Raw genomic sequence first — 25614 nt, forward strand, 5'->3', positions numbered from 1 at the left:
TTGAAGTTACTGAAATATCGGTGCTCAAAACTGAGTTAAATACTGAACCGATTCACGCCGATTCCTTGACCCTGCTGCAAACCGCTAACCAAATCCTACAGTGGGAATTTCAAACCCTGCCAGCTTCCAAGCCATCCCTACCATTGCGGATGCTCAAGTATTGGGTCAGACTCAAAGAAAAGTATAACTGTCCCATAGAGCAGGTAGTGATATTTCTCAAGTTCACCACCTCATCCAAAGCTTATACTAACCAGTTGGTCGAGAGTAACACTAGCCATCGCTATCGAGTAATCAGGATGTGGGAGCAAGACCCATTGCAATTTTTGGCCAATCCCGCCTTATTGCCTTTTGCCACTTTAGCATTCAGTGAGTCTCCCAACAGATTATTAGAGCAAGTGGCGGCAGCAGTCGATAGGATTGAAGAACCACTAGCTTTTACTAACATATCCGCTTGTACCCAGTTACTAGCTGGCTTGCGGTTTGACCAAAGGTTGATCACAGAATTATTTCCGGAGGACGTGATGCAAGAGTCTGTAATTTATCAGAAGATAATTCAAAAAGGACATAAACTTGGTTTACTTGAAGGAAAACGTGAAGGAAGGCAAGAGGAAGGTTACTCAATCGTGATACGTCAACTGACCCGTCGGTTTGGGAGTGTTTCAGACCAGCTACAACAGGGGATTCAAAAGCTTTCTGTTGCTCAATTGGAGGAGTTGAGCGAGGCGTTGTTGGATTTTGAGACAGTCACCGATATAGCTGTGTGGTTGGCATCCCATCAGCAATAAAAAAAGCGATGCTCTCAAAGAGCCCCTACGCAAACGCGATGAAGCGTTCGCAAAGCGTGGCCTACGGCCTCAGCTTCCGCGCTTATGCGATCGCTTTTTTTGACCAAATCCGATAAACTTGCCCAGGTACTGTTAACCAAAGATAACTACCTTGGCTTACGATAATATCTGTAAATATCTCGCCGAAAACTACCCAGGGGATTTGGTCAAGTGGCTTCATGATATTGAAGTTACTGAAATATCGGTGCTCAAAACTGAGTTAAATACTGAACCGATTCACGCCGATTCCTTGACCCTGCTGCAAACCGCTAACCAAATCCTACAGTGGGAATTTCAAACCCTGCCAGCTTCCAAGCCATCCCTACCATTGCGGATGCTCAAGTATTGGGTCAGACTCAAAGAAAAGTATAACTGTCCCATAGAGCAGGTAGTGATATTTCTCAAGTTCACCACCTCATCCAAAGCTTATACTAACCAGTTGGTCGAGAGTAACACTAGCCATCGCTATCGAGTAATCAGGATGTGGGAGCAAGACCCATTGCAATTTTTGGCCAATCCCGCCTTATTGCCTTTTGCCACTTTAGCATTCAGTGAGTCTCCCAACAGATTATTAGAGCAAGTGGCGGCAGCAGTGGATAGGATTGAAGAACCACTAGCTTTTACTAACATCTCCGCTTGTACCCAGTTACTAGCTGGTTTGCGGTTTGACCAAAGGTTGATCACAGAATTATTTCCGGAGGAAGTGATGCAAGAGTCTGTAATTTATCAGAAGATAATTCAAAAAGGACATAAACTTGGTTTACTCGAAGGAAAACGTGAAGGAAAGCTTGAAGGAAAACTGGAAGGAAAACAAGAGGAAGGGTACTCAATCGTTAGACGTCTGATCACCCGTCGGTTTGGTAGTATTTCTGACCAGCTACTTGAGGGGATTCAAAAGCTTTCTATTGCTCAATTGGAGGAGTTGAGCGAGGCGCTGTTGGATTTTGAGACCGTCACAGATTTGACGGTCTGGTTGACTGAGCATTAGCAATAAACAGGATGCGTGGGCATTAAGAATTAAGAATTAAGAATTAAGAATTAAGAGTTAAGAATTAAGAATTAAGAATTAAGAATTAAGAATTAAGAATTAAGAATTTGGAATTCTGTATTCGACATTCACCATTCACCATTCTGGATTTTACATTCTGCATTCTTAATTATACATTCTTAATTCTACATTCTACATTCTACATTCTTAATTCTACATTCCGACAAACAACCTTCAACTTGCAACAGACATTTGATATCTTCCCAAGGCCAACAACGGGAAATATTGTTGATAGAAGTGGTACTTCAAATAAAAATGACTGGGAAAACCTGTGCCTGTAAACTCGGTTTCATCCCAACTGCCATCGGGCTGCTGAGTTGACACTAAGTAGTTGACTCCCATCTCAATGGCATCCATTGCCCAGTTGCCAGTAGCTTCTCCTGCTGCCATTAAACCAATTAAAGCCCAAGCGGTTTGAGATGCAGTACTGATTCCTAGTCCCTTAAGAGTGGGATCATCGTAACTAAGACAGGTCTCACCCCAGCCACCATTGAGGTTTTGACATTTCACTAGCCAAGCGGCACCCCGTTCGATACTACGTTGGTGGGTGTGAGGCGCTATTTTAGATAAGGCTGAAAGAGCACTACTGGTGCCATAGATATAGTTAACCCCCCAACGACCAAACCAGCTGCCATCGGCTTCCTGTTCCTGAATCAAAAATGCGATCGCATTCTCCAACTTTTGGGATTCTATGGACAAATTACACGAACCCAGCATTTCCAGGACCCGTGCGGTCACATCCGCTGTGTTAGGGTCAATCATAGCTTTCAGGTCAGCATAGGGCAGAGAATTGAGCCAGTGTTGATTATTATTAATATCAAACGCAGCCCAACCCCCTTGGTTACACTGCATTGATGCTATCCAAGCCAAGCCACGAGCCATGGCTGCCTGCTTTAGTTTCTGATTAGGGAGTTTCAAGCTATTCAAGGCCATAATCACTACTGGGGAATCATCTAAATCAGGATAGAAACGGTTTTGAAACTCAAAGGCCCATCCTCCTGGTTTCCCTTGGGGATTCTTCACCACCCAATCCCCATAGTCTAGTATTTGCTGCTGCAACAACCATTCTCCACCCCGAACTAAGGCTGGATGATCCGGTTCTAAACCAGATTCCACCATCGCTCGCAATACCCAAGCTGTATCCCAAACTGGGGAAACACAGGCTTGGACTCGGTAGCTGTCAGGGGTTTCAATGGCAAACCGATCAATGGCTTCCAGTCCCCGTTGCACGATCGGATCCGCAAGATCATAGTTGAGACAACGCAACGCTAACAGGGAATTCAACATGGCTGGAATAATTCCCCCCCAGTCTCCTGTGGCTTCTTGCCTCTCCAAGACCCATTTTTCCGCTGCTGCCAGTCCCTGCTTCCGGAATGGAACTAAATTCCAGTCTTCTGCTAACTTAAATCCATCATCAAGCAGTACAAATAAATCTGTCCAATCGGAATTGCGAGGTAGCTCGAATTTGACCTGATCAGCTCCTTCGGTATATAACTCGTCTAGATTGATCCTTGGCTCAATCTCAAATACTGGCTTCTGGTCAAAGACAATTAATAAAGGAACTGTACTTCCCCTTGCCCAGCTAGACATTTCATAGATAGTAAAGGGAAACCATTCTGGAAACAACATTATCCAGGGGGGAATCGAGGGAATCCCGCGCCAGCTATAGCAGCCAATCAAGGCTAAATGAAATTTGGTGAAAATCCGGGTTTTGCTGATGCCACCCCGTCTGAGAATAAAATCCCTGGCTCGGACCAAAGCTGAGTCACTGGCAGGTACCCCCAAAAGGCGGAGTGCCATATAAGCTTCCACCGAACAACTCAAATGCCCACCATCACCATAGAAAAGTTCCCAGCCACCGTGTTTCTGCTGTTGAGAACGCAGATAGGCTTCCGCTTTATGTAAAGGTCGTTGTTTGTCAGTTCCCCAAATTTTATGGAGTAGGACAATCTCCGCTGTTATGGTGACATTAGATTCCAGTTCTGCCCACCAGTAACCATCGGGATATTGCTGAGCGAGTAAATAGCTTTGGCTATTTGCGATCGCTCCTGTAACCCCTGATTCTACAATCCTGTCTTGGGTTTGCATGTTTTACCGTTTTACTTCACACACCACATTCAAAGGTGCGCGCACCTTTGGTTACGTTATTTTGCTACTTGTAGTGGAGAATTAGCAATAGGTATCAATACAAATGGATACAATCGGATTAGGAATCACTGTTCTATCCGTAGGGATTTGGATCGGATTACTAGGATTTCGGGGTCAGTTTTGGCGAGCAGACCAACGGCTGGTTATAGAGAAATTCCCTACCAGGTCTGTAGGTCAAGGGGAATCATTACCCAAGGTTTGTGCTGTAATTCCAGCTCGTAATGAAGCTGAGTTGCTCCCCACGACATTGCGATCGCTTCTGGCTCAAGACTATCCTGGCTGCTTGACGGTGATTGTAGTGGATGACCAAAGCACTGATCAAACAGCGACCATTGCTCAAGCCCTTGCCCAGGAAAGCAAGCAATCCTCCCAACGATTCCAACTAGAAGTATTATCCGGTCAAGAGTTACCCCCTGGTTGGACTGGTAAACTCTGGGCCTTAGAACAAGGCATTCGTTATGGGCAGCAGCAAACCCCAGCCCCAGATTATTTTTTATTTACCGATGCTGATATAGAGCATGATCCAGCCAATCTCCGTCAACTGCTTACCAAAGCCGAGATAGAACACTTGGATCTAGTTTCCCTAATGGTGTTGCTCAGATGCCAAGACTTTTGGGAGCGACTACTGATTCCTGCCTTTGTCTTCTTCTTTCAAAAACTGTATCCCTTTGCTTGGGTCAATAACCCCACAAAATCTACTGCGGCTGCCGCTGGAGGATGTATTTTAATTCGCCATCAAGCCTTAAACCGCATCGGTGGGATTGAGGTAGTGCGTCAAGCATTAATCGATGATTGTGCCCTAGCTCAAGCAGTTAAATCCAGTAATCAGTCCAGATCTTCCTCTGGTTCCCTTTCTGGCCTTGGTGGCATTTGGTTAGGGCTAAGTCAATCAACTCGCAGCTTACGACCATATCCTTCTTTAGCGAGTATCTGGAACATGATTGCTCGCACGGCTTTTACCCAACTAGAGTATTCCCCATGGCTATTAGTGGGTACGGTGATGGCAATGACGTTAATTTATCTAGTAGCCCCGATTGGTTTGATCCTTAGTGTTTTGACTGGACATTGGCTGAATGCGATCGCATCCTTTGTGACATGGTTACTGATGGCTTTAGCTTACTTACCCACACTGCGCCTGTATCAATGTTCTCCTCTGCTAGGATTTTGCTTACCTGGGATCGGGTTGCTCTATACCTTAATGACCATAGATTCAGCATGGCGACATTGGCAAGGACGGGGTGGTGCTTGGAAAGGAAGGGTTTATTCGGTTGAGGGTTGAAGGTTAGAGGTTGAAGGTTAACTGTTGAAGGTTTAATGTTGGAGGTTGAATGTTGAAGGTTGAATGTTGGAGGTTGAATGTTGGATGTTGGATGTTGAAGGTTGAAAGTTTACTGGTATAGCAGTCGAAGTAAAGGTTAAGACATAGTTTTGCTATCAGATCTGCTGTTGCATATTACCTATTACTCTTTCCCTAACTATACTTCAATGTCTATAATTCCTTTCTACTGCCCCTAATGCATTTTTTTATTAACTTTTGTTAAGTTACGCATAACTTCCTGAACTTTGCCTGATAAATCAATAGTGGTATTTGAAAACAAGTATGCTCAAAATTAACTCGAAGCCTAAGCAGTAAATGGTAATCTATTGATTGACTACTTCCTTAGGATTTAAAGGGTTTAAATAATTCAAACCTCATCAAACTATTGTCTTTTTATATAAAGGCGTTCAGCTATTTTTAGTATCCGAAGGTTTCAAAATACCAATACATACTAGCTGCTCCCGACAAAGGAGAGAATTTATGTTGGATAAAAATCTAGCAACTATTTTTAGGGCTTTTGCCATCTCTTTAGGTTTAACTATTGCTCTACCTGGTTATCTTCATGCAGAGAGCAAATTTCCTGATGCTAATGTCCCGCTTGTTGTCCAGTCTCTAGATGTATTGACAAATCAGATTGGATTTCCCATTGAGTTGGACTTAACCAAAGCACAAATTCGAGGAACGTTGCCAATTGAAAAATTCCGGGAAGATTTAGTTAACTCTATTAATCAATATGATGGGTATTACATCAAGAATACTCGTTATAACAAGTGGAAGATCAACGATATTAATCTTCAGTCTATTGACAATGGTGGAGCAACATTTTCCTTTACAGTCAATTTGCGTAAGTATGAATGCATCGATCTATTTTCTGGAAAGAAGTGTACTCGCTTGTTTTCTGTAACACCTAGTGGTGATGTCAGTCTTGGTATTGCCATACGTAATAACGATTTACAAGTTGCTTACCGTAACCACAATGTGCGTGGAAGGGGATGGTATTCTGATGCTCTGACTCTTCTTGAAGGTGTATTTCGCAATCAAACAGTTAAAGCGGTCAAGAAGGGTTTGGCAAATTTTGATGGTGTCAATTTAATTTCCTATCTTAAAGATGCGGGCGTTGATCAAAAGTTGAAACCCTATGGATTAAGCCTAGATAAACTCGTTAAGGCTGGTGTCTCTATTAACGCCGATGTCACTCCACAAGGGCTGAACTTTGTGATTGATTTACCTAATACCATAACCTTTGAATAATTGGTTAAGCTAATTTGTTAAGCTGTTAGGCACTAATGCTTAACAGCTTATTCATATTTATTTGATTTTTTCTAAAACTTGGTTATCTTCAATAATGTTCTCTATTTTTTGAAGAAGATTATATCTTTGTCGAGGCACCAAATATGCTGTTTCTCCGAATCCTATCACAAAGGATAAGATTCCACTACCAGGTCTAAATGAATAGTCAATTATTTGAGATTTTTTTATTTTAAACTTCCCAGTCGAATTATCATTATAACTAATCTTAACTTTTATATATCCTTTATAGTTTCTCTTGAGAAATCTTAATTTTTCTTCCTTGGTCCATTCCACATCATTAAGTAATATGTGTAATTCATGTAATTCATTATCTTTACCCGGGTTTTTTATAAATCTATCTATTACTTCAGCTTTATGTATAAAGATTTTCTTTAAATTATAATGTTTAGTTAGATGCTGGTTTTCAAAAACTTTTACGATTTCTGGGTAATTGTGAAAGTTTTCAGGGGACTTTACTAGTTTAGTGGGAAAAATGCTAAATATAAATGCTTCTCCTATTATCACCAAGATTACTAAGGTAACTGATCCTATTTGGTTCAGTCTTAAATTTGATTTTTTAAATAAATCAATAATAGCTATGATTGTAAATACTATAAAAAACAACATGCTAAGGGCTTTATACTGCTTAACCCATTCTATTCTACTCAAGAATTCGATTATCCAAGCCCCAGTAATATTAATAAAGAGGAATGGCAATATACGTGACACTACATAATCAAATTCAAATAAGCGGTTATTGCTTACCAATCTTATTATATAGCTGATTATATAGCTTGCTTTACTTCTCTTGGACTCGATTTTTAACCATTGATTGAGTTGACAAGCATTTTCTTGTGAAATATCAATATCTCTATTTTTTAATAAAAAATCAGCAAAGTCTATGATAGGTTTTTCACTATAAAAATTTTCATCAAGTATAGTATCCAAGTTATCTATAATATCATTTAAATTTGCAACAATTTTATCTTCCGAAAAATTGACTTTTTGAAAATAATCTCTATAAACCTCTTGCTTTGGCTTGTTATTTTTTTTTAAAGGATACAATAGGTCGAGTAAACTAGTCGTAATTTTAAATTTTTTCTTGATTGCATTTAACTCAGGATTAGCGCAATTTTGTTTAAGGGCGCTATTAATTAATAGTTCTAAACTATTATTACTATCAAAATGGTTGATTGTTTTGTTAACAATTTCACTGAAATTTCCACCAGTAGCAATCTCTGGCAGATTTTCATTTAATTGGAATCGTAGCATTTGTTTGAAGCCCTGTGGCTCAGGAAAAGCACTAAGCAGGGCTAACTGTATCTTCTCAAGGAGATAACCAGGGGTATTTCCAGCATTTTTTCTTCTAGCAGGGAAAACAGTAAATAGGGCTGACTCTATCTGATCAAGGAGATAACCAGGGATATTTCTAACCTTCATGTATAGCTCTCTACTTCTCAACCATAGAACTTAACATAATATTTATCAAGCTAGTCAGGTACAATAATCATGATACCTCAGATAATTATACTAAAAAATCATGAAACCCTACTCCGTTGATCCTAGACAAAAAATTATTGATGTTTATACTTAAGCTAATATCTATCAACATCAGCTTGCTAAACAGTTCTATGTGGGAGCAGGTCATTTTTGTAAGAAAACTTGAACTACAAACCCTTGAACTATAGTTTTTTCGGTGTTGCTGATTCTGGGTATGGTTTCGCCCCCCTAACCCCCCAAGCGAGGGATTGCTCGCTTGGGGGGAAAAAACTCTAAAAGTCCCCCGAGCGAGGGATTGCTCGCTCGGGGGATTTAGGGGGCTTCAACAAAACCATAGGTGCGCTTGACCCATTAAGAATTAAATTCGCCACGGGTCGCACCTGATGATCGCTCATTCATTCATTAGACTTCGCGGCAGTTGTCGGGAACAGGGAACAGCGATGCAGCGCGGTCTTGGGGAGGCAGCGCGGTCTTGGGGGTTCCCCCCATGAGCGACTGCCGTGGTTTCCCCCATGAGCGACTGCATCAAGACGGGAACAGGGAACAGTGGACAAGAATTGACGTAAACACTATCAGAAAAATACTTTTGCAAGAGGTCTATTAATTCAGCAACACCAATTTTCCTAGATAAATCCGGAGTTAATCTAGGAATGCTTCCTCTATTTGCTCGCTCTGAATAGGTTCAACTTGAGTGTAACAACAGCAGTTGGATATCTAACTCTTAGAGGATATCTGAAAAGTTTTTTGATACTGAATTTTGCCCCCCTGACCCCCCAACTTTGGGGGGAACAAGAGTCAATTTGCTTCTAAAAGTCCCCCAGAGGGGGACCAACGGGGGCTTGGATGTAGCAAATGAGACTTCTCAGACAACCTCTTAGAATCCCACACTTCCGACACTTCCCGCTTCACCCAGATATCAGAAACCTACCCCTGTTAGCATCACCCTACTGGGCAAATTGCTAAGATTTGCGCCATTATATCAATGTTTTCGGTGTGAGTAGTCAACTATCGTTCCCAATGCCCAAACTGACTTGGAGCTTGCCCCATGTAACTCCAGCTGCGATCGCTGCAGCATTTTTACTAACTCCCAATGGTCTAGCCAATGAATCTCAACCAAAGTCAACAACCGCCCAGGAATTATCCGTAGCAGTAGAATTACTTCCCCCCATCTCTGTGGGCGTGATGGAGCAGGTGACACCTGTTGACCAGTTGTTCCCAGGATCACCAACAACAGAATTACCAACAACTACACAAGAGTTTGACCATCAACTAACTCCCCATATCGAACCCAATCTCGAACCGATAGATGATCCGATGGATCAGGTGACATCAGTATCCCAGTTATCCGATGTCCAGCCCACAGATTGGGCATTCCAAGCCTTACAATCTATCGTAGAGCGCTACGGTTGTATGGCAGGATATCCTGATAGTAGCTATCGTGGCAATAGTCCCCTCAACCGTTATGAATTTGCTGCTGCTCTCAATGCCTGTTTCGATCAGCTCAGTAAGGTGATTGTTGCTCCCAATTTGGCATCGTCCTACTTTAAAGAGGATCTAGAGGCAATCAAGCGTTTGCAAGGCGAGTTTACCCTGGAACTAGCTAGACTGCGTGGTAACCTGGATGCTGTCACCGCTCGTACTGCTGAAGTCGAAATTACTGAGTTTTCCACCACTACTAAGCTCAATGGCGAAGTAGACTTTATCCTAATTGACTACTTCACTGGTAACAAAGCTGCCCCTTGTTGCAGTAGCCCAACTGAAGACGATAGTCTTACCACTACATTCACAGGTCTTGCCCTATTATCCTTTGATACCAGTTTCACCGGTAAAGACCTGTTACGCACTAGAATCGATACCACCGACGTGCCTGAATTTAATAACCCCCTTGATGGCACAGACATGACTCTCTATGACTTTGAAACAGATACAGACCAGGAATTTGTCTTAACTGAACTATATTATCGATTCCCGATTAGCGATCGCATTCAAGCTCATATTGCAGCAGCAGGTCTCTCAGCCGATGAGATTACTGACCCCCTCAATCCCGTGTCAGCCCTCTCCCGTTTTGGAGTACATAACCCCGTTTATCGCCTAGCTGAAGGTGGTGGCGCTGCTATTCGTTATCAATTTAATGACTCAATTAGAATCAGTGTAGCTTATTTAGGTAGTGCCGCTAGTATCTCTAATCCCACCGAAGGTAATGGACTATTTAACGGTCAATTTGGTGCTTTCACTCAGCTAACCTTAACACCAAATCAGCGCTTAGGGATTGGATTAAATTATGTTCATTACTATTCTCCTGAACCCAACTCAGGGATTGATGTCACTGGCAGTACTGGCAGTCAATTTTCCCAAGCACCCTTTGGTGATCAAACCGCTACCTCCGCTAATGGGTTTGGCTTACAAGCGAGATATCGACTTAGTCCTGGTTTTGCCCTTGGGGGTTGGCTTAGTTATATCAATGCCAACGCTGAATCCTCTCCCCGCCAAAGTGGTTTGGATGGCTCAAAGGGGGCTAAAGCTGATATCTGGACTTGGGCTATCACCATGGCATTTCCCGATTTAGGCAAAGAAGGCAATGAATTAGGTTTCGTGTTTGGAATGCCTCCTAGACTAGCTGAAAATGATATTAACAGTCGTCAAGATTTGGATGTATCTTACCATTTAGAAACCTTTTATCGCTACCAAATTAATGACAATATCTCCATCACTCCCGGTCTATTTGTAATTATATCTCCAGAACACAACAGTAACAACAATAGTATCGTAGTACCAATGTTAAAAACTAAATTTATTTTTTGATTTGTTGTAAGCCATCAGCCGTCAGCTGTCAGCCGTCAGCTGTCAGCCGTCAGCTTCAAATAAACCTGTTTGGCCTATGGCCACGCTACGGGAACGGTATATAGCAATTCTCATAGCTATGAGGTACACAATTTCGGGATTTTAGGTAATAGGTAATGGGTAATAGGTAATAGGTAATAGGTAATAGGTAATGGGTAATGGGTAATAGGTAATAGGTAATAGGTAATAGGTAATAGGTAATAGGTAATGGGTAATAGGGATGCGCTGCATCAAGACAGGGAATCAGCTTCAAATAATACTGTACCTCATGACTGTGATCAACGCTATAATTTTCGAGATTAATGAGAATTGAAAGTCACCAGGAAAGTCCATCTAAGCATATGCAGAAAGCAGAAAGCTGATAGCTGATAGCAGAAAGCTGATAGCTGATAGCAGAAAGCTGAAAGCTGATGGCTGACCCGGTGATATCCTACCCACTCTTCGAGACTATCGGACTCAGGCTGTGTACTATATATAGAAGAGTCAAGACAAGAACATTCAACAACAGGCTGCGTGGAAATTACATTTTTAGGAACTAGCTCCGGAGTCCCAACGCGATCGCGCAATGTGTCCAGTGTAGCGCTGCGCTTACCTCAGCGTGCAGAAGTCTGGCTGTTTGACTGTGGCGAAGGTACTCAGCATCAACTTTTGCGGAGTGACCTGAAAACCAGCCAGATCAGACGAATGTTCATTACCCACCTCCACGGCGACCATATTTTTGGTATCCCAGGTCTGTTGGCAAGCTGTGGCTTAGCGGGAAACATCGACAGGGTTGATATTTATGGACCACCGGGTTTAGATAGTTATCTCCAAGCTTGCCTAAAATACTCTCGCACCCATTTGGCATTCCCCTTCAAGGTTCACACAATAAAACCTGGTTTAGTCTACGAAGACCAAGAATTTACCGTTAGCTGTCTACCCCTCGAACATCGTGTACCAGCCTTTGGCTATCGAGTGTGTGAAAAAGACCGACCGGGCAGGTTTAATGTAGAAAAAGCGATCGCATTAGGAATTCCCTCTGGTCCGGTTTACGGTAAACTCAAACGGGGAGAAACGATTACCCTACCTAATGGGCGTGAGATTAAGGGCATTGAATTGTGTGGAGCACCCGAAACTGGCCGTAAAGTGGTTTATTGTACCGATACTATCTTCTGTGAGCAGGCTATTGAACTGGCCAAGGATGGGGATGTGTTGATTCACGAAGCTACTTTTGCCCATCAAGACGCTCAGATGGCTATTGAGCGCTTACATTCTACCTCTACCATGGCAGCTCAAGTTGCCCTTGGTGCAGGAGTCAAACAGCTAATTATGACCCATTTCAGTCCTCGTTATGCTCCAGGAAACCCCCTGAGGTTAGATGATTTACTTCAAGAAGCACGGGCAATTTTCCCAAATACCATCTTAGCCCATGATTTCTTCACCTATGAGGTGCCTAGACGACGTTCAGAAGAAAAAGAAGTGGTTTGTTGAACAAAAATGCGACGCATTCCCCCACCTGGCCTTTGGCCACGCTACGCGAACGTTCAGGTGGGGGTTAAGGAGTATACAGCTGTTAGTTGCTAAAGGCTGGAACACCAATCATTCGTTCGCGAAGCGTCGGCTTTGCCGAATTGCCGTCTTATCTTTTGTAGGCTAAAATATTAACTATAAACCAGTTTGTTAGACCAGTGAAAACGCCGACTAAAGTCATACGAACAGACAAGTGGCAACTTAATCCAACCCCAGATAATAAAATGCTTTTAGGGGATACGGTTAAGGTGTATCGCCGTGCTTGTCGGTATTTGGTTGGCATTATTTATACTCACTGGTCTGAATTGGGAGAGTTGACAGCAGATCAACTAACTCCAGCTGTCGAAAAGTTAATGCATCAGACAGCTAAACGTCCCAACGTAAAATATCCTCAGTTCAACAAAACTTTCTACAAATTCCCCAGTTATCTACGACGTGCTGCGATCGCTTTTTCCGCTGGCCAAGTCAGTAGTTTTGTTACTCGTTACCGGGAGTGGCAATCGGGAAACAGAAAAAGAAAGGACGCGCTTGCGCCAAGGCTAAATGCAGACACTGGTTGTTATCCCTCTCTATACAAGGGACAATGCTATAAACTACATGGCTATGACCAGGTCGAAATCAAGGTTTTCAATGGCTCTGATTGGCTTTGGACTACCATTCAAATCATTGGCTTAAGAGAGCGTCACCTGGTGGCAAATAACAAAATGATGTCCCCTTCATTAGTTTTCAATGAAAGGGTTTGCCATTTATCTGTTCCATTCACCTGTAAGCCAGAAAAAAGAAAACCAGAAGCTAACGTTACTGCGGTAGATCTGGGGATAAATACTACTGCAACAATAGCGGTTGTCACTCATAGCGGCACTGTAATCCACTGCGAATTTATTCATCCGGGGAGAGACATAGACCGTAGGGACAAACGACTGAAATCCGTATCCGTGGCATCATTGACCATGGGTAAGGGTGGAAAACTTCATAAAGGATTTTGCTCTAAGACCTATCAAAAATGCCGAAGGATTAACCATCAAATCGGCCATATTGTTTCTAAGCGAATTGTGGACATTGCTAAGGAGTTCAACTCTGAAGCTATTGTATTTGAGAATCTTAAGGGTTGGAAGCCAAAAGGTGGCAAGAAACGGTCTAACCTCCGGCAAAAATTTCACGGATGGCTCAAGTCTAAAATTCGCGATTTTACAGAAATGAAATGGGCGGAACTGGGAGGTAAAGTAATAGAAGTTGTGGCAGCTTACACTTCAAAACTTGCCTATGATGGTTCCGGTACGGTTAAGAGAAATTCAAAAAAATACTCCCAAGCAACCTTCCCCTCAGGTAAGTGCTTCAATGCAGATCTTAATGGTGCTTACAACATCGGTGCTAGAGGCGTGTTTAAACTCACTCGCAGAAATGACGGTGAGGGTCGTTCCAGCAAAAGCACTGGACGACCGCCTAGAGGCTGGGCTTGTCTATGTGAGTGCGATTCGTTGGTTAGAAACCTACCCCCTTGAGGGTCTGGGGGATTAACCGCCTGGTTCAATGAACCTTGACAACTTGATAACCATGTTGGTGAAATACCAACCCGGAGACAAAACCTTAGAATAGTGCAGCCTTAGTACAAAACCTTACTCCTATGATGCCTAACCTGCTGACCATAAAGGCTGCACTATTCTTTCGGTAACTTCTGACCCTCGTGAAATCCGAGTGACAGCCCTACCCCTACTTCAGAACTTAACAACCCTGGGGTAAAGCGGGGTCGAGTAGTGAAGCACTGCTAGTCTAAAGTGGTGTTAGTAACAGGCAATAGAATTCATGGGTACGAGAGGAAGATACGTCAGAATCATCGTCAGCAAGACGTAGTGAAATAAGGCTGAACCACTACGGACAAAATGTCAAAGGAGCATACAGGTTTATAAGGTTTCACATTCTTATAAAGATTTCCCTAAAGTTCCCGGTGAAGAGTATCACCCTAAAAGTTCAAAAGAATGGTTATCAGGAACGAAGTAACTTTTATATGTACTCTCAACACGGTCGGTTGTTGAGTAGGTAGTTAGCCGCAAGTCATATGAAAGAGGGATTGAGTCAGAAGCCAAAGCCTGGGGTAATACCCAGGATACGCACACAGACTCACGTTGTAGGAAAAAATATAGCTAGGAGTAGTAATGCATAAGTCCAAAACTCGGGGGTTCGCCCCACAGTCGGAATGGAATAGGGTTGATTGGCGCAGGCTAGAAAGAACCGTATTCAAGTTACAAAACCGGATATATCGAGCCTCTCAACGTGGCGATGTTCGCGTGGTTAGAAAACTCCAAAAAACCCTGATGAAATCCTGGTCAGCCAAAATGCTCGCAGTCAGGAAGGTGACCCAACAAAACAAAGGCAAGAAGACTGCCGGAATAGACGGGAAGAAAGCTTTAACCAGTAAGCAACGACTCGACTTAGTAGCCAGCCTAAAACTGTACAAGAAGCCCCAACCAACCCGCCGGGTCTGGATACCTAAACCTGGAAGAGATGAGAGACGGCCTCTAGGGATACCAACCATACATGACCGAGCACTACAGGCACTTGCCAAACAGGCATTAGAACCTGAATGGTCAGAAGTTACCGCAAGATAGTGGAGCCTTTATAGTTTTAAGGTTATGCAGAGAAGGTTTTAAGGCTTGTTAGTAAGGCTCCACTATCTAAGGTTTCGTCTCCGGGAAGCCAAATTTGAACCTAATTCATACGGGTTTAGACCGGGACGGTCATGTCACGATGCCATCGAAGCAATATTCAACAGCATCAAACAAAAGCCCAAATGGGTTTTAGATGCTGACATCGCCAAATGCTTTGAAAAAATCAATCATGATGCACTTCTAAGAAAATTAAATACTTACCCATCCCTGAGACGATTAATCAAGAACTGGTTAAAATCCGGGGTGATGGATAAGGGAACATTCTCCCAATCAAACGAGGGTACCCCTCAAGGCGGAATCATATCTCCGCTTTTAGCGAATATAGCCCTCCACGGAATGGAACAGAGAATTAAACAATATGCAAATTCTATGAAAGGAAATAAGACCAGAAATAGAGGAGCATTGAACTTAATTCGATACGCTGATGACTTTGTCATCATGCACAAAGACCGTTCAGTGATAGAAGAATGTCAAGAAATCATCAATGATTGGCTCAGTGATATTGGCCTGGAACTAAAACCAAACAAAACCAGAGTGACTCATACGACCATAGGATTTGACTTCCTTGGCTTCAACATCCGGCAATACACAGCCGGAAGAAATCACTCCAAACAAGGGTTTAAAACCATCATCAAACCATCAAGGAAGAGCGTAAAAGAGCACCTAGAGCAACTCTCGTCAGCAATTGACAATCACAAAGCCGCTCCTCAAGATGCCTTAATAAGGCACCTCAAACCTATCACAAGAGGATGGTGCAAATATCACAGCTCAGTCTGTAGCAAGGAAACCTACTCGAAGATAGACCACCTGCTCTGGAACAAACTTCAAAGATGGGGTTATAGGAGACATCCTAATAAATCAAAAACCTGGGTGAACAAAAAATATTGGGGAACTAAGGTTGAAAAACCAAAGAAACCATGGGAAGCCCCAAAAATAGATAACTGGGTATTCATGACCAACGAGGAGAATTACCTCCCCAAACACGCCAAGACCAAAATAGTCAGACACGTGAAGGTCAAAGAGACTCGGAGTCCATTCGATGGCGACCTAATTTATTGGAGTACCAGAATGCAGAAACACCCTGAAATGACCAGTCAAAAGGGAAGGCTTTTGAAAAGGCAAAAAGGGGTATGTACTCATTGTGGTCTCACCTTCAGGGATGGAGATTCGATGGAAAAACACCACATAATACCACGCTCGCTCGGTGGAAATAACTCAGACAAAAATCTAGAGTTACTTCACCTACATTGCCACGATATAAAGCACGGAGAGAAAATCGACTCATCTGAGTTAGATGCCAATCCGTTCTAGAGGTACCAATGAAAATGGTTCCTATAATGAGGAGCCGTATGAGGGGAAACTCTCACGTACGGTTTTGAAGACGAGTCAGTGAGGCGACTCTCTGGCTTAGTTTAACCTTGTGGGTTAGGGGTAATCCTAAGTTAGCATAAGACACCACCACTTCGTTCAGGTGGTGGAAGCTTCATTCTTGACTGTTGAGTGTTAAACTTCTAACTTTGGCCAATAGGCCACGCTACGCGAACAACCTTGGCCAATAGGCCACGCTACGCGAACAACCTTCAATTACATTCCTCCACCTGAGAAACACGCCGGATATTTAACACATCGCTCATTTGTTGGATTTTGGCAAAGCTGCAGTTGAGTTGTTGGTGATCGAGAATATCAATGCACAGGTCAATTAGAGCTGGTTTGCCATACTGAGTTTTGACTTGAGCTTTACGGACATTAATGTTTTGGTCACTTAAGCGAGAGAGAATGTCTTTGAAGACACCAACCCGGTCAATGACTTCAATTTGCACATTTACCGGGTAGGTTTGGGGACGACCGTTATCGATATCAGTGGGATTCCAGCTGACCGGTACTAGTCTTTCTCCTAAAACATTTTCCACATTCACACATCCTTGCCGATGAATGGAAATCCCCTTAGTGCGAGTGACTACCCCAATGATAGATTCTCCTGGTAAGGGGTTACAACATGCAGCCAGGCGATACATTAGTCCTTCTACACCAGCAATAGGATGTTTCTTACCAGGAAGTTGGGATTGGGGATGAATGGGGGTAGAGCTAGTATACTGTTGGAGCACTTCACTTTCTTCTGGCTCATTGTCTAAACCAGCGTGTAGTTCTTCCCGTAGTCGTTTCACTACAAAGTTGAGTGTCACTGCACCATGACCCAGGCCAGCCAGTAAATCCTCTACTTTGTGGTAGTTACAGCGCTCCGCCACAACTTGCATTGGTGCTGATTTGAGCAAGGCTTCAAATCCTTTTTTCCCAAGTTCCTTCTCTAATAGTTCCCGACCCCGAGCCACATTTTCTTCCCGATGCGATCGCTTAAACCATTGCCGAATACGATTTCTGGCACTGGCTGTTACCACAAAGTTGAGCCAATCTAGACTAGGGTGAGCGTTTTTGGTAGTGAGAATTTCTACGATATCCCCATTCTTTAGAGGACAATCGAGTACCCGCCATTCGCCATTAACTCGTACACCAGCACAATGGTTTCCCACCTCAGTATGAATCCGATAGGCGAAGTCTACAGCGGTTGCTCCCCGACTCAAAGCGACTACGTCACCATCTGGTGTAAATACATAGACATCTTCATCAAATAAGTTATCTTTGATGTTTTCCATGTATTCCTGAGCATCTTTCAGGTCTTTCTGCCATTCCAATAACTGCCGCAGCCAAGTCAGCTTTTCATCATCAGCCGTGAATTTGGTAGTATTAGAGCCACCGGTTTCCTTATACTTCCAGTGAGCAGCAATACCCCATTCCGCCACATGGTGCATTTCCAGGGTGCGAATTTGGACTTCGATCGGGCGACCATTAAACCCAATCACTCCGGTATGGAGGGATTGATAGCGATTAGGTTTAGGTAAACCAATATAATCTTTAAACCGACCTGGAATTGGTCTAAACAGATCATGAACAACGGCTAAGGCTCGGTAGCATTCCTCTTTGGTTTCCACAATCACGCGCATTGCAGCAATATCATAGATTTCATGAAACCCCTTGTTCTGCCGCTGCATTTTCTGATATATTCCATACAGGTGCTTGGGGCGACTACTAATATCAACGCAATGAACACCGGTTTTCTGAATGCGCTCTCGCAAAAGTTCTGAGACTTCCTTGAGGCGCTGTTCCCGGTCTGAGCGTCTTTCTGCTACCAACGACTGAATTTCCCGATAAGCATCCCTTTCGAGATACTTAAAGGCTAAATCTTCTAGTTCCCACTTGAAGCAACCAATTCCTAACCTATTGGCTAGGGGGGCAAAGATATCTCGAGTTTCTTGGGCAATCTGACCCTGTTTTTGTGGCTTCAAGTATTCCAACGTCCGCATATTATGTAATCGATCTGCCAGTTTGACAACGATTACCCTAATATCTGCTGCCATGGCCAGGAACATCCGGCGGAAGTTCTCGGCTTGACGCTCAGTTTTACTCGAGAAGTTGAATTTAGATAGTTTGGTTACCCCTTCTACTAAATTTCGTACCTCCACTCCGAACCGGGATTCTATTTCTTCTGGAGTAATTTCCGTATCTTCAACTACATCATGGAGGAATCCAGCCGCTATCATAGTAGAGTTGCCTCCCAAATCCCTTAATAAATCAGCCACTGCAACAGGATGGGCAATGTAAGGCTCTCCTGATTTGCGGGACTGACCTTGATGGAGTTGGTAAGCAAATTTAAATGCCTCAGCGATTAACAAAGTATGATCACCGACTGGTTCCTCTGCCGCTGATGAAGCGGCTCTTAAGCAATCTTGCAGCCAGTCAGGAATCTCGACGTTAAAATTCAAAATAGAGTAGGTGGCGATCGCGTCCATAATTATTTGCCCCTCAGAGAAAAAATAGATACCGGAGTCTAGGAAAACCGAAGTCTACCAAAATGAGTACTGACTCAGAAGGGTGGCAAGCTTGTCGATGCAGCCAAACCCTTCTCAGCAGTCGGTTTAAGTAAAGCTTCCTCTCACCCTCCTTTTTCGTCAAGCCAGAATGCTGTCCGGATGCTCAAGTTCAAAGAGATGGAAGCTTCCTCCAATATTTAAGTGGCAGAGCCAAATTGTTGGTTTGGTAACTGCCCTGTCTTTAAAAAGAAAAAATTCTTTACATTTATAATTTTACGCTAATAGGGCTCACAATGTTATCTCAATCACATAATCAACGATTACGAGAATTCCAACAAGCCCTAGAACAAATGTACTACAAATTTGGCGCTGATGATGTGGCCCGATCAGCAATTCAGGAGCAGTTTCAAGCACTAAAGGGGCTGTTCATCACTGAGATCGCTAGTATTAGTGCCTCAGACATACCTCTGGATTATGCCTCTCGATGGCAGTCCCTAAAAACGGAAATTCACAAACAGATCCGATTATTGGAAAATGACCTGATGCTTCTGCAGGCATCCCGGAGTGCCCAGACAGCCAAATTGAGGCAGAAGGGAGTATGCGATCGCATTGGGACCCTGATTCAGTACTGCCAAGGGTGGCTGCAACAATCTCAGGAACAACCATAATACTCCTAGCGTAAGCATTCAGCTATCATCCTTAAAATTTATACAAAAGTTAAACCTGGCATCAAATCTTCATAAACGCGATCGCATATAGCAATCCTAAATCATTTGTAAAATTGGTAAAATCGTAAATCCTTGCAGGGCTTGGGTTATAGCGATAGCTTCGGCCAATATATTTCACGAATCATAAAGGAAACGCTATACATCGGACAGAGACACTGATAAATAAGAGGGAATGCACAGACAAAACAGCTCTATACTCCCTAATTTATACAACCACGAAGTGTCTAATCAGTTAAGTCAATTTCATTAAATATAAACTGCTTTCTGGATTAATGGCGACCGCTACTGTTTTAGGAGTTTTGTATTCTGCCAATCAAGCATCTGCAAATGTATCTGAGCAAGAATACAATCAACAGTATAGCAATTCAGGGAATTACGTACCAAAACTAACCTATGAGCAGTGGTAATACTTTAACGATTTCGTAAATGAAGAAAGATTAATGATAAATCAAGAGGATTTGCCTGAAATCGATTTTAATTTTCTGCGCTGGGAAAGTGGTGCCAACGATGTGGAAGTCTTTTTTATCAACGAAGGAGCCGGTTTCAGAAATCAACTATTCTATTCTGTGGATAATGGTAACAGTAAAGAAATAGTTTTTGATGATGTTTCCTCTCCCTTGAGCATTCTCCCTAACGACGATGGTCTTTTGGCACTTGGTCAAGGTGTAAATCTGGGGAATTTTGTCGGTGACACCTTTATTGAGTTTTTCATAAAGTCCGATGGGTACAATGATAATCGTGAAAACGACAAGTACTTTGGTTCCAATCGGGAAAAAATCCGCGACGAATTCAAGCTCGGCAGATTCAATCTCGACGGATTCATCATCTCTTGGGTTATGAAGTTGAATTTGGAGGGGAAAAGTTTGTGATGCTAGGATTTGAAGACGATTGGATATCCCAGCAAGCCCATGATTCAGGAGACCAAGACTTTAACGATGTTGTCTTTGTTATCAGCGGACTTACACACACACCGAGGCCACCATCAGGCAGTGTATCCACACCAGAACCAGGAACTTTAGTAGGTACGCTGTTTGCGTTCGGAGTTATGGGGTTAACGTCAGTACAGAAACGCCAAGGTAAAAAATCCTAGTCATAAGACTGAGGGAAAAGAAGGCTAAAGATAGTTACTTGGTAATTGGGCATTGGTTATTGGTCATTGGTTATTGGCTTACTATTACCCATTTCCCATTATCCATTATCTATTATCCATTATCCATTACCCATTACACATTACCTATTACCTATTACCTATTACCAGAACGTAGTCATATTCTTAGTTATAATGTGAATAGACAATATGAATCAAAAATAGTTTGTAGGAAACATTGCTGTATTCCTACAAACTATCTGTGTTTACCCCTATCAAGAATGGGTGCATCTCAGTTGTGTTGTTTGACTCGGTAAAATCCAGATTTTGGGTTTTACCGAAACATGATTCAATAGTGATGCCCAGGAATATTGAGTGATTGTATGATCAAACCAGGGGGAAAGTTGACTGAAGAATGGATTTTATGCTATCAGTCTAGTGATTGTATGATCAAGCCAGGGGGAAAGTTGGCTGAAGAATGGATTTTATGCTATCAGTCTTATGCTCTACATCTTCAGCTTCCTGGAGGTTTTGGTGTTCAAGAAAGAGTTTTTAGAGGCTAGAAGAAACTTAGATGTTGGAGCTTAGTTCTCAGTATAGTGATTTGCGCTATAAGTTTGCCAAGTATGGAGTCTTGGTTCTATCCCTTAATGAAACTCCAATGACCCCTGAAGACTATCAATGTATTCTTAATATTTCCTGCAAGACTCCTACTCGCTCGGTTACTGTGGGTGACAGAGGGGAAACTCACAACTTAGAAGTGGGTCGTCTGAAGACCGATACACCTTATCTACAAACTCTTACCTCTACTGGCACAGTGATTGAAAATATCCTCCTGAAGGAGCCAATGAAGGCCTTTTTTCAGTTCATAACCTGTGCTAAATTTCTAGAAATTCGACGCATTCAGTTGAATGTTATGAGACCTGGAGGCTATATTGGTGCTCACTATGATAATGATTCCGATCCACTGCGACATTTAGCAATTATTATTCATCTTCAGGAAGCTGATGAAGGTGGCGATCTAGTTGTTTATGATCAAGGAGGGTCTACCAATATATATCATCCTTTGTCAACTCAGATGGTACTCAGTGCAGGTGATCTACTCCACGAGGTGACTCCTGTTGTTCGAGGGGAACGACGGACTCTTGTAGCTTTTCTCTCTTTGACATCCTCCCGCCACTAAGCTACCGCTATAGTGGGGGATTCCTAAACCTCACGATTTAGGTTTCTGTTTCCTTCCCGTTTCGAGAAAGCCGACGCTACGCGAACGGGATTTTCGCAACTGCCCTTCAACCTTATGGTTGTCAGGTCTTATGTTCGCTCCACAGACTGACACGGCAAGTCCTGCCGCCAAAATATTCTGACTCGCGTTGATATCACGGTCATGGATAATCCCACATTCAGGACACTTCCACTCCCTAATATCCAACGGCATTTTATCAACGATATGCCCACAGTTCCCACATCTTTTAGAACTAGGAAACCATCGGTCAATCTTAATTAAGTCTCGACCATACCACTGGCATTTGTAATCCAGTTGTCTAGTTAATTCCCCCCAACTAGCGTCGCTAATAGCAAGGGCAAGTTTATGGTTCTTCACCATGTTTTTTATAGCTAAATCCTCAACGACAATCGTTTGGTTTTCGCGTACCAGTTGAGTAGTCAGCTTATGCAAAAAGTCTTTACGGGTATCAGTTATGTGTGCATGTACTTTAGCTACTTTTAGTCTAGCTTTTTGTCTGTTGTTAGAACCTTTTTTCTTGCGAGACAGTACTTTTTGAACACGTCTTAATTTCTGGTGTAACCCCTTAAAGTGCTTGGGATTAGTAATCTTTTCTCCGTCACTAGTAGCGATCAAGCTATTTATGCCCACATCCAAACCGATAGACTTATCAGTTTTTGGAAAAGGCTTAATAGTATGGTCATCTACCAGAAGAGATACATACCAACGTCCTCTAGCATCCAACTTGACAGTAATAGTAGAAGGAGTGCAATTTTCAGGTATTTTTTTACTCCATCGGATTGGCAAGTGCTCAGAGCATTTAGCTAAAAACACTTGCCCATTCTTCCAACGGAAAGCCGACTTAGTAAATTCAACACTACCGCCATTATGTTTCTTTTTGAAATTGGGATATTTAGCACGTCCTGCCCAGAAATTCGCAAAGGCTTTTTGTTCGCGTAGCGTCGGCTTCGCCGAAAGGTTCCTCAAGCCTTGTTGAAGCGGTACACAGCTAACCTCATTAAGGAAACTAAGCTCTTCTTGCTTTTTCCAACTTGTTAGCATTGAGGATGTTTGTGCATACCCAACTCGTTCTTGATTCTCATACCAAGCTTGAGTCCTAGCTGCTAAAGCCATGTTGTAAACCAACCGAGTACAACCCAGTGTCCGTCGCAAGAGAGTTTCTTGCTCGGTCGTTGGATAAAAGCGATAGCGATAGGCACGTTGAATCATACTCACATTATACACCACTTATTGTGAAGTCATACAATAGAGCAGGGCGGCGTTTCCTCTCACCGTTAAGCTTCGCTATAACGGGAGTCTCCACGCCGAAGATAGATGAAACATTAAATTCTCCCATAGGAAATTATCTGATGTCTATTGTGGTAAGCCCTCAACCCCCTCATCAACATTTAATGACCTTCCCTGGAGTTCTCTCTATTGGAGAGTGTGTTGACCTGGTTGAAGATGCAGCGAAGCACGAGTTGGAAGAAGCAAAAATTCGTGTCGGTCATGACTACTCTAAGCAAGTAATTGACCGTTCTTATCGATGGGCACATCTTCTCAAGATCCCTCAATTAACTGAGTATAGCTGGCTTTATCAACGCCTAATCGCATGTGCAGATCAGGCTAACGAGGTATTTAACTTCAATATTGAGAAGGAATTTTCAGAACCAATTCTTCTCCTACGTTACGGGATCGGAGGTCATTATAAGGAACATACTGATGTCAACAAAGGTGTAATTGGTGGACGCCGTATCAGCATTGTCGTTCAACTTAGCCCACCTGAAGACTATGAGGGGGGAAGTCTCATCTTTAGGAAAGCTGTACAAGTGGCTAGCACAGAGCAAGGCTCAGCAACACTCTTCCCATCCAGTTGGATTCACCAGGTACAGCCCGTTACACGAGGAACCCGCTTTGCTCTAGTAGCTTGGATTAATAGTCGGATCTTCGATGGAGTTTGATCGATCAGGGGTAGAACTAGCGAAGCTGTCACCAGGGGCAATCTAGCCTGAAACCCTTTTTGTTTACCGCTATCAAGAATGGCGATAGGACTTACCCAAGTGAAAGTAAAAATCAAGGTTTTAGCCAATGGCAAACCAGTAACTTCAAATGTACAGATGCTCAGATATCTCGATTTAAGCCAAATCAAACAGCAACACCTCTGCTTGCTCTTGACCCACTAACATCACAGATTCTGCTTGAGAAATAGCAGCACCATCACCAGCTTGTAGCAAGTAATTATCTAACTTGACCTGACCTCGTGCTACTTGTACCCAAATATGACGATCTTGATTAGCATGGGTTATTACTGATGCACCAGCATCCAGATTCGTGGCATAGACATTAACATCTTGATGAATGGTCACAGAACCATCCCGTCCATCCTCTGAAGCAACTAGTCTTAATTGATTCTGCTTTTCTTCTGGTGCATAAAATTTCTGCTCGTAGCTTGGTATTAATCGAGTTTGATTCGGTAGAATCCAGATTTGAAAAAAATGGGCGATGTCAGTGGCTGAATAATTATACTCACTGTGGGCAATACCTTTTCCTGCACTCATCCGTTGCACTTCACCAGGACGAATAACGGTTGTATTGCCAAGGGTATCTTTGTGCTCAAGGGCTCCTTCTAGGACATAGGAAATAATTTCCATATCTCTATGGGAGTGAGTTCCAAAGCCAGTTCCACCTTCAATCCGGTCTTGATTAATTACCCGCAGTTTGCCAAATCCCATATGAGCGGGGTCGTAATAGTTAGCAAAGGAAAAGGTGTGATAAGAATCGAGCCAACCGTAATTAGCGTGTCCTCTTTCAGAGGATTTACGAATTTTGATTACTTTCTGATTGTTTGTGGTTACAGTCATCGGGTTTGTTTCCAAATCTTGTAATTAGTCATTAATAAACTTTGAGGAGTACTACACTTGGAATGATTCTCCAAAGCTCTCCCCATAGTAAACTTGTTCGATATCAAACCGTCCACCATAGAGTTTAAAGCGATGCAGCGCGGTCTTGGGGGTTTCCCCCATGAGCGACTGCATCAAGACAGGGTTCAGCGGCGTATCCCATGGGGAGTAAACAACACACATCTACTTCCGCAGGAATGTTAAATGCTTCTTTAATTTGAGCAGACACAAATCCTTCCATGGGACAGGTATCAACCCCAAAGCTTTTTGCCACAATCATTAAATGAGCAACGGCTAACATAGTGTGACGATTTGTCCAGGCTTCGGTGGATTGAAACGAGGGATGATACTCAAACAATTGAGGAATGGAGCTACGCATAAAATCTGCATAAGCATCATTGACTCCACCAACATCTAACCCTAGTTGAATCACCGATTCAATGTAATCGGTTTGAGTAACTCGGCGATCGCCACAACAAATTAATACAACTGGAGCTTCTGTTACTTGACGCTGATTAAGCTGTTCGGCATTTAAATTGGTATAATAAAAATTAATAAATAACCCAATAATAGGAAATATGCCAGCAAAAAATTATCTGACAGCAAAAAACAATACTTCAAAAAGCCTTAAAAATAGAAGAAAATGGAAATATTAGAGAACGTATTT

The 25614-nt window shown here is 42.8% G+C and carries 20 protein-coding genes and 2 pseudogenes; 15 read left to right on the forward strand and 7 right to left on the reverse strand.

From position 1 onward, the window contains the following. Together F6K64_RS30420 and F6K64_RS30425 are read left to right on the forward strand one after the other, a co-directional pair. Positions 1-785, forward strand: a 785-nt coding sequence (locus F6K64_RS30420; RefSeq protein ID WP_287267342.1) for a DUF4351 domain-containing protein, incomplete at its 5' end; no start/stop codon positions are given. Positions 786-936: 151 nt separating this feature from the next. Next, a complete protein-coding gene (locus F6K64_RS30425; protein ID WP_008190506.1) occupies positions 937-1812 on the forward strand; it encodes a DUF4351 domain-containing protein in 876 nt (291 codons plus the stop codon). Between the two features lie 234 nt (positions 1813-2046). Here the strand turns inward: F6K64_RS30425 and shc are convergent, their stop codons facing one another. Then, entirely contained in the window at positions 2047-3960 is a 1914-nt protein-coding gene (gene shc, locus F6K64_RS30430; RefSeq protein WP_008190508.1) for a squalene--hopene cyclase, read from the reverse strand. 103 nt (positions 3961-4063) lie between these two features. Here shc and F6K64_RS30435 point away from each other — a divergent pair, with 103 nt between their 5' ends. Then, positions 4064-5299 (forward strand): glycosyltransferase, encoded by a 1236-nt coding sequence (locus F6K64_RS30435; RefSeq protein WP_008190510.1) that lies wholly within the window; start codon positions 4064-4066, stop codon positions 5297-5299. A gap of 519 nt (positions 5300-5818) precedes the next feature. Further along, positions 5819-6589, forward strand: coding sequence for a hypothetical protein (locus F6K64_RS30440; protein WP_008190513.1), 771 nt, complete (start codon positions 5819-5821; stop codon positions 6587-6589). A gap of 57 nt (positions 6590-6646) precedes the next feature. On the opposite strand, the gene F6K64_RS30445 is transcribed toward F6K64_RS30440, so the two are convergent. Then, complete coding sequence (locus F6K64_RS30445; RefSeq protein ID WP_008190515.1) at positions 6647-8068, reverse strand: effector-associated domain EAD1-containing protein; 1422 nt, start codon at positions 8066-8068, stop codon at positions 6647-6649. 1077 nt (positions 8069-9145) lie between these two features. On the opposite strand from F6K64_RS30445, the gene F6K64_RS30450 reads away from it, so the two are divergent. After that, the gene (locus F6K64_RS30450; protein WP_071105909.1) at positions 9146-10930 is read left to right on the forward strand and encodes an iron uptake porin; all 1785 of its coding nucleotides are present in this window, start codon (positions 9146-9148) and stop codon (positions 10928-10930) included. A gap of 141 nt (positions 10931-11071) precedes the next feature. On the opposite strand, the gene F6K64_RS30455 is transcribed toward F6K64_RS30450, so the two are convergent. Next, a complete protein-coding gene (locus tag F6K64_RS30455; protein WP_071105908.1) occupies positions 11072-11200 on the reverse strand; it encodes an alpha/beta hydrolase in 129 nt (42 codons plus the stop codon). A gap of 282 nt (positions 11201-11482) precedes the next feature. Between F6K64_RS30455 and F6K64_RS30460 the strand changes: the two genes are divergently transcribed. The 4 genes and pseudogenes from F6K64_RS30460 (at position 11483) to F6K64_RS30480 (ending at position 16455) form a co-directional block, all read left to right on the forward strand. Then, the gene (locus tag F6K64_RS30460; protein WP_287267346.1) at positions 11483-12439 is read left to right on the forward strand and encodes a ribonuclease Z; all 957 of its coding nucleotides are present in this window, start codon (positions 11483-11485) and stop codon (positions 12437-12439) included. A gap of 197 nt (positions 12440-12636) precedes the next feature. Continuing rightward, a complete protein-coding gene (locus tag F6K64_RS30465) occupies positions 12637-13980 on the forward strand; it encodes an IS200/IS605 family accessory protein TnpB-related protein (protein ID WP_287267348.1) in 1344 nt (447 codons plus the stop codon). A 651-nt stretch (positions 13981-14631) separates the two neighbouring features. After that, positions 14632-15063, forward strand: a pseudogene (locus F6K64_RS30475) (reverse transcriptase N-terminal domain-containing protein); the annotation flags it as partial. Between the two features lie 66 nt (positions 15064-15129). Further along, positions 15130-16455, forward strand: a complete 1326-nt coding sequence (locus F6K64_RS30480; protein ID WP_287267350.1) for a group II intron reverse transcriptase — start codon at positions 15130-15132, stop codon at positions 16453-16455. A 269-nt stretch (positions 16456-16724) separates the two neighbouring features. On the opposite strand, the gene F6K64_RS30485 is transcribed toward F6K64_RS30480, so the two are convergent. Then, positions 16725-18989 (reverse strand): RelA/SpoT family protein, encoded by a 2265-nt coding sequence (locus tag F6K64_RS30485; protein ID WP_287267351.1) that lies wholly within the window; start codon positions 18987-18989, stop codon positions 16725-16727. Positions 18990-19303: 314 nt separating this feature from the next. Between F6K64_RS30485 and patD the strand changes: the two genes are divergently transcribed. The 5 genes from patD (at position 19304) to F6K64_RS30510 (ending at position 22008) form a co-directional block, all read left to right on the forward strand. Further along, positions 19304-19678: a heterocyst frequency control protein PatD gene (patD, locus tag F6K64_RS30490; RefSeq protein ID WP_008190528.1), complete on the forward strand. Its 375-nt coding sequence runs from the start codon at positions 19304-19306 to the stop codon at positions 19676-19678. A gap of 332 nt (positions 19679-20010) precedes the next feature. Continuing rightward, the gene (locus F6K64_RS30495) at positions 20011-20145 is read left to right on the forward strand and encodes a hypothetical protein (RefSeq protein WP_008190529.1); all 135 of its coding nucleotides are present in this window, start codon (positions 20011-20013) and stop codon (positions 20143-20145) included. A gap of 33 nt (positions 20146-20178) precedes the next feature. Next, entirely contained in the window at positions 20179-20607 is a 429-nt protein-coding gene (locus F6K64_RS30500) for a hypothetical protein (protein WP_008190532.1), read from the forward strand. Then, entirely contained in the window at positions 20604-20828 is a 225-nt protein-coding gene (locus F6K64_RS30505) for a PEP-CTERM sorting domain-containing protein (protein WP_143764248.1), read from the forward strand. Before F6K64_RS30500 ends, F6K64_RS30505 begins: the two co-directional genes overlap by 4 nt. Before the next feature lie 571 nt (positions 20829-21399). Beyond that, complete coding sequence (locus tag F6K64_RS30510; RefSeq protein WP_008190538.1) at positions 21400-22008, forward strand: 2OG-Fe(II) oxygenase; 609 nt, start codon at positions 21400-21402, stop codon at positions 22006-22008. 30 nt (positions 22009-22038) lie between these two features. Here F6K64_RS30510 and F6K64_RS30515 read toward each other — a convergent pair whose 3' ends face one another. Continuing rightward, on the reverse strand, positions 22039-23277 hold the full coding sequence (locus F6K64_RS30515) for an RNA-guided endonuclease InsQ/TnpB family protein (protein WP_071986982.1): 1239 nt from the start codon (positions 23275-23277) through the stop codon (positions 22039-22041). A 140-nt stretch (positions 23278-23417) separates the two neighbouring features. On the opposite strand from F6K64_RS30515, the gene F6K64_RS30520 reads away from it, so the two are divergent. Continuing rightward, positions 23418-24008 carry a 2OG-Fe(II) oxygenase gene (locus F6K64_RS30520; protein WP_008190544.1) on the forward strand — a complete coding sequence of 197 codons (591 nt, stop codon included), beginning with the start codon at positions 23418-23420 and terminating at the stop codon, positions 24006-24008. 174 nt (positions 24009-24182) lie between these two features. On the opposite strand, the gene F6K64_RS30525 is transcribed toward F6K64_RS30520, so the two are convergent. Together F6K64_RS30525 and F6K64_RS30530 are read right to left on the reverse strand one after the other, a co-directional pair. After that, the gene (locus F6K64_RS30525; RefSeq protein WP_008190546.1) at positions 24183-24908 is read right to left on the reverse strand and encodes a pirin family protein; all 726 of its coding nucleotides are present in this window, start codon (positions 24906-24908) and stop codon (positions 24183-24185) included. Between the two features lie 51 nt (positions 24909-24959). Beyond that, positions 24960-25482, reverse strand: a pseudogene (locus F6K64_RS30530) (nitroreductase family protein); the annotation flags it as partial. Positions 25483-25614: the final 132 nt, after the last annotated feature.

This window comes from Moorena sp. SIO3A2 (genome assembly GCF_010672265.1).
Lineage (GTDB): Bacteria > Cyanobacteriota > Cyanobacteriia > Cyanobacteriales > Coleofasciculaceae > Moorena > Moorena producens.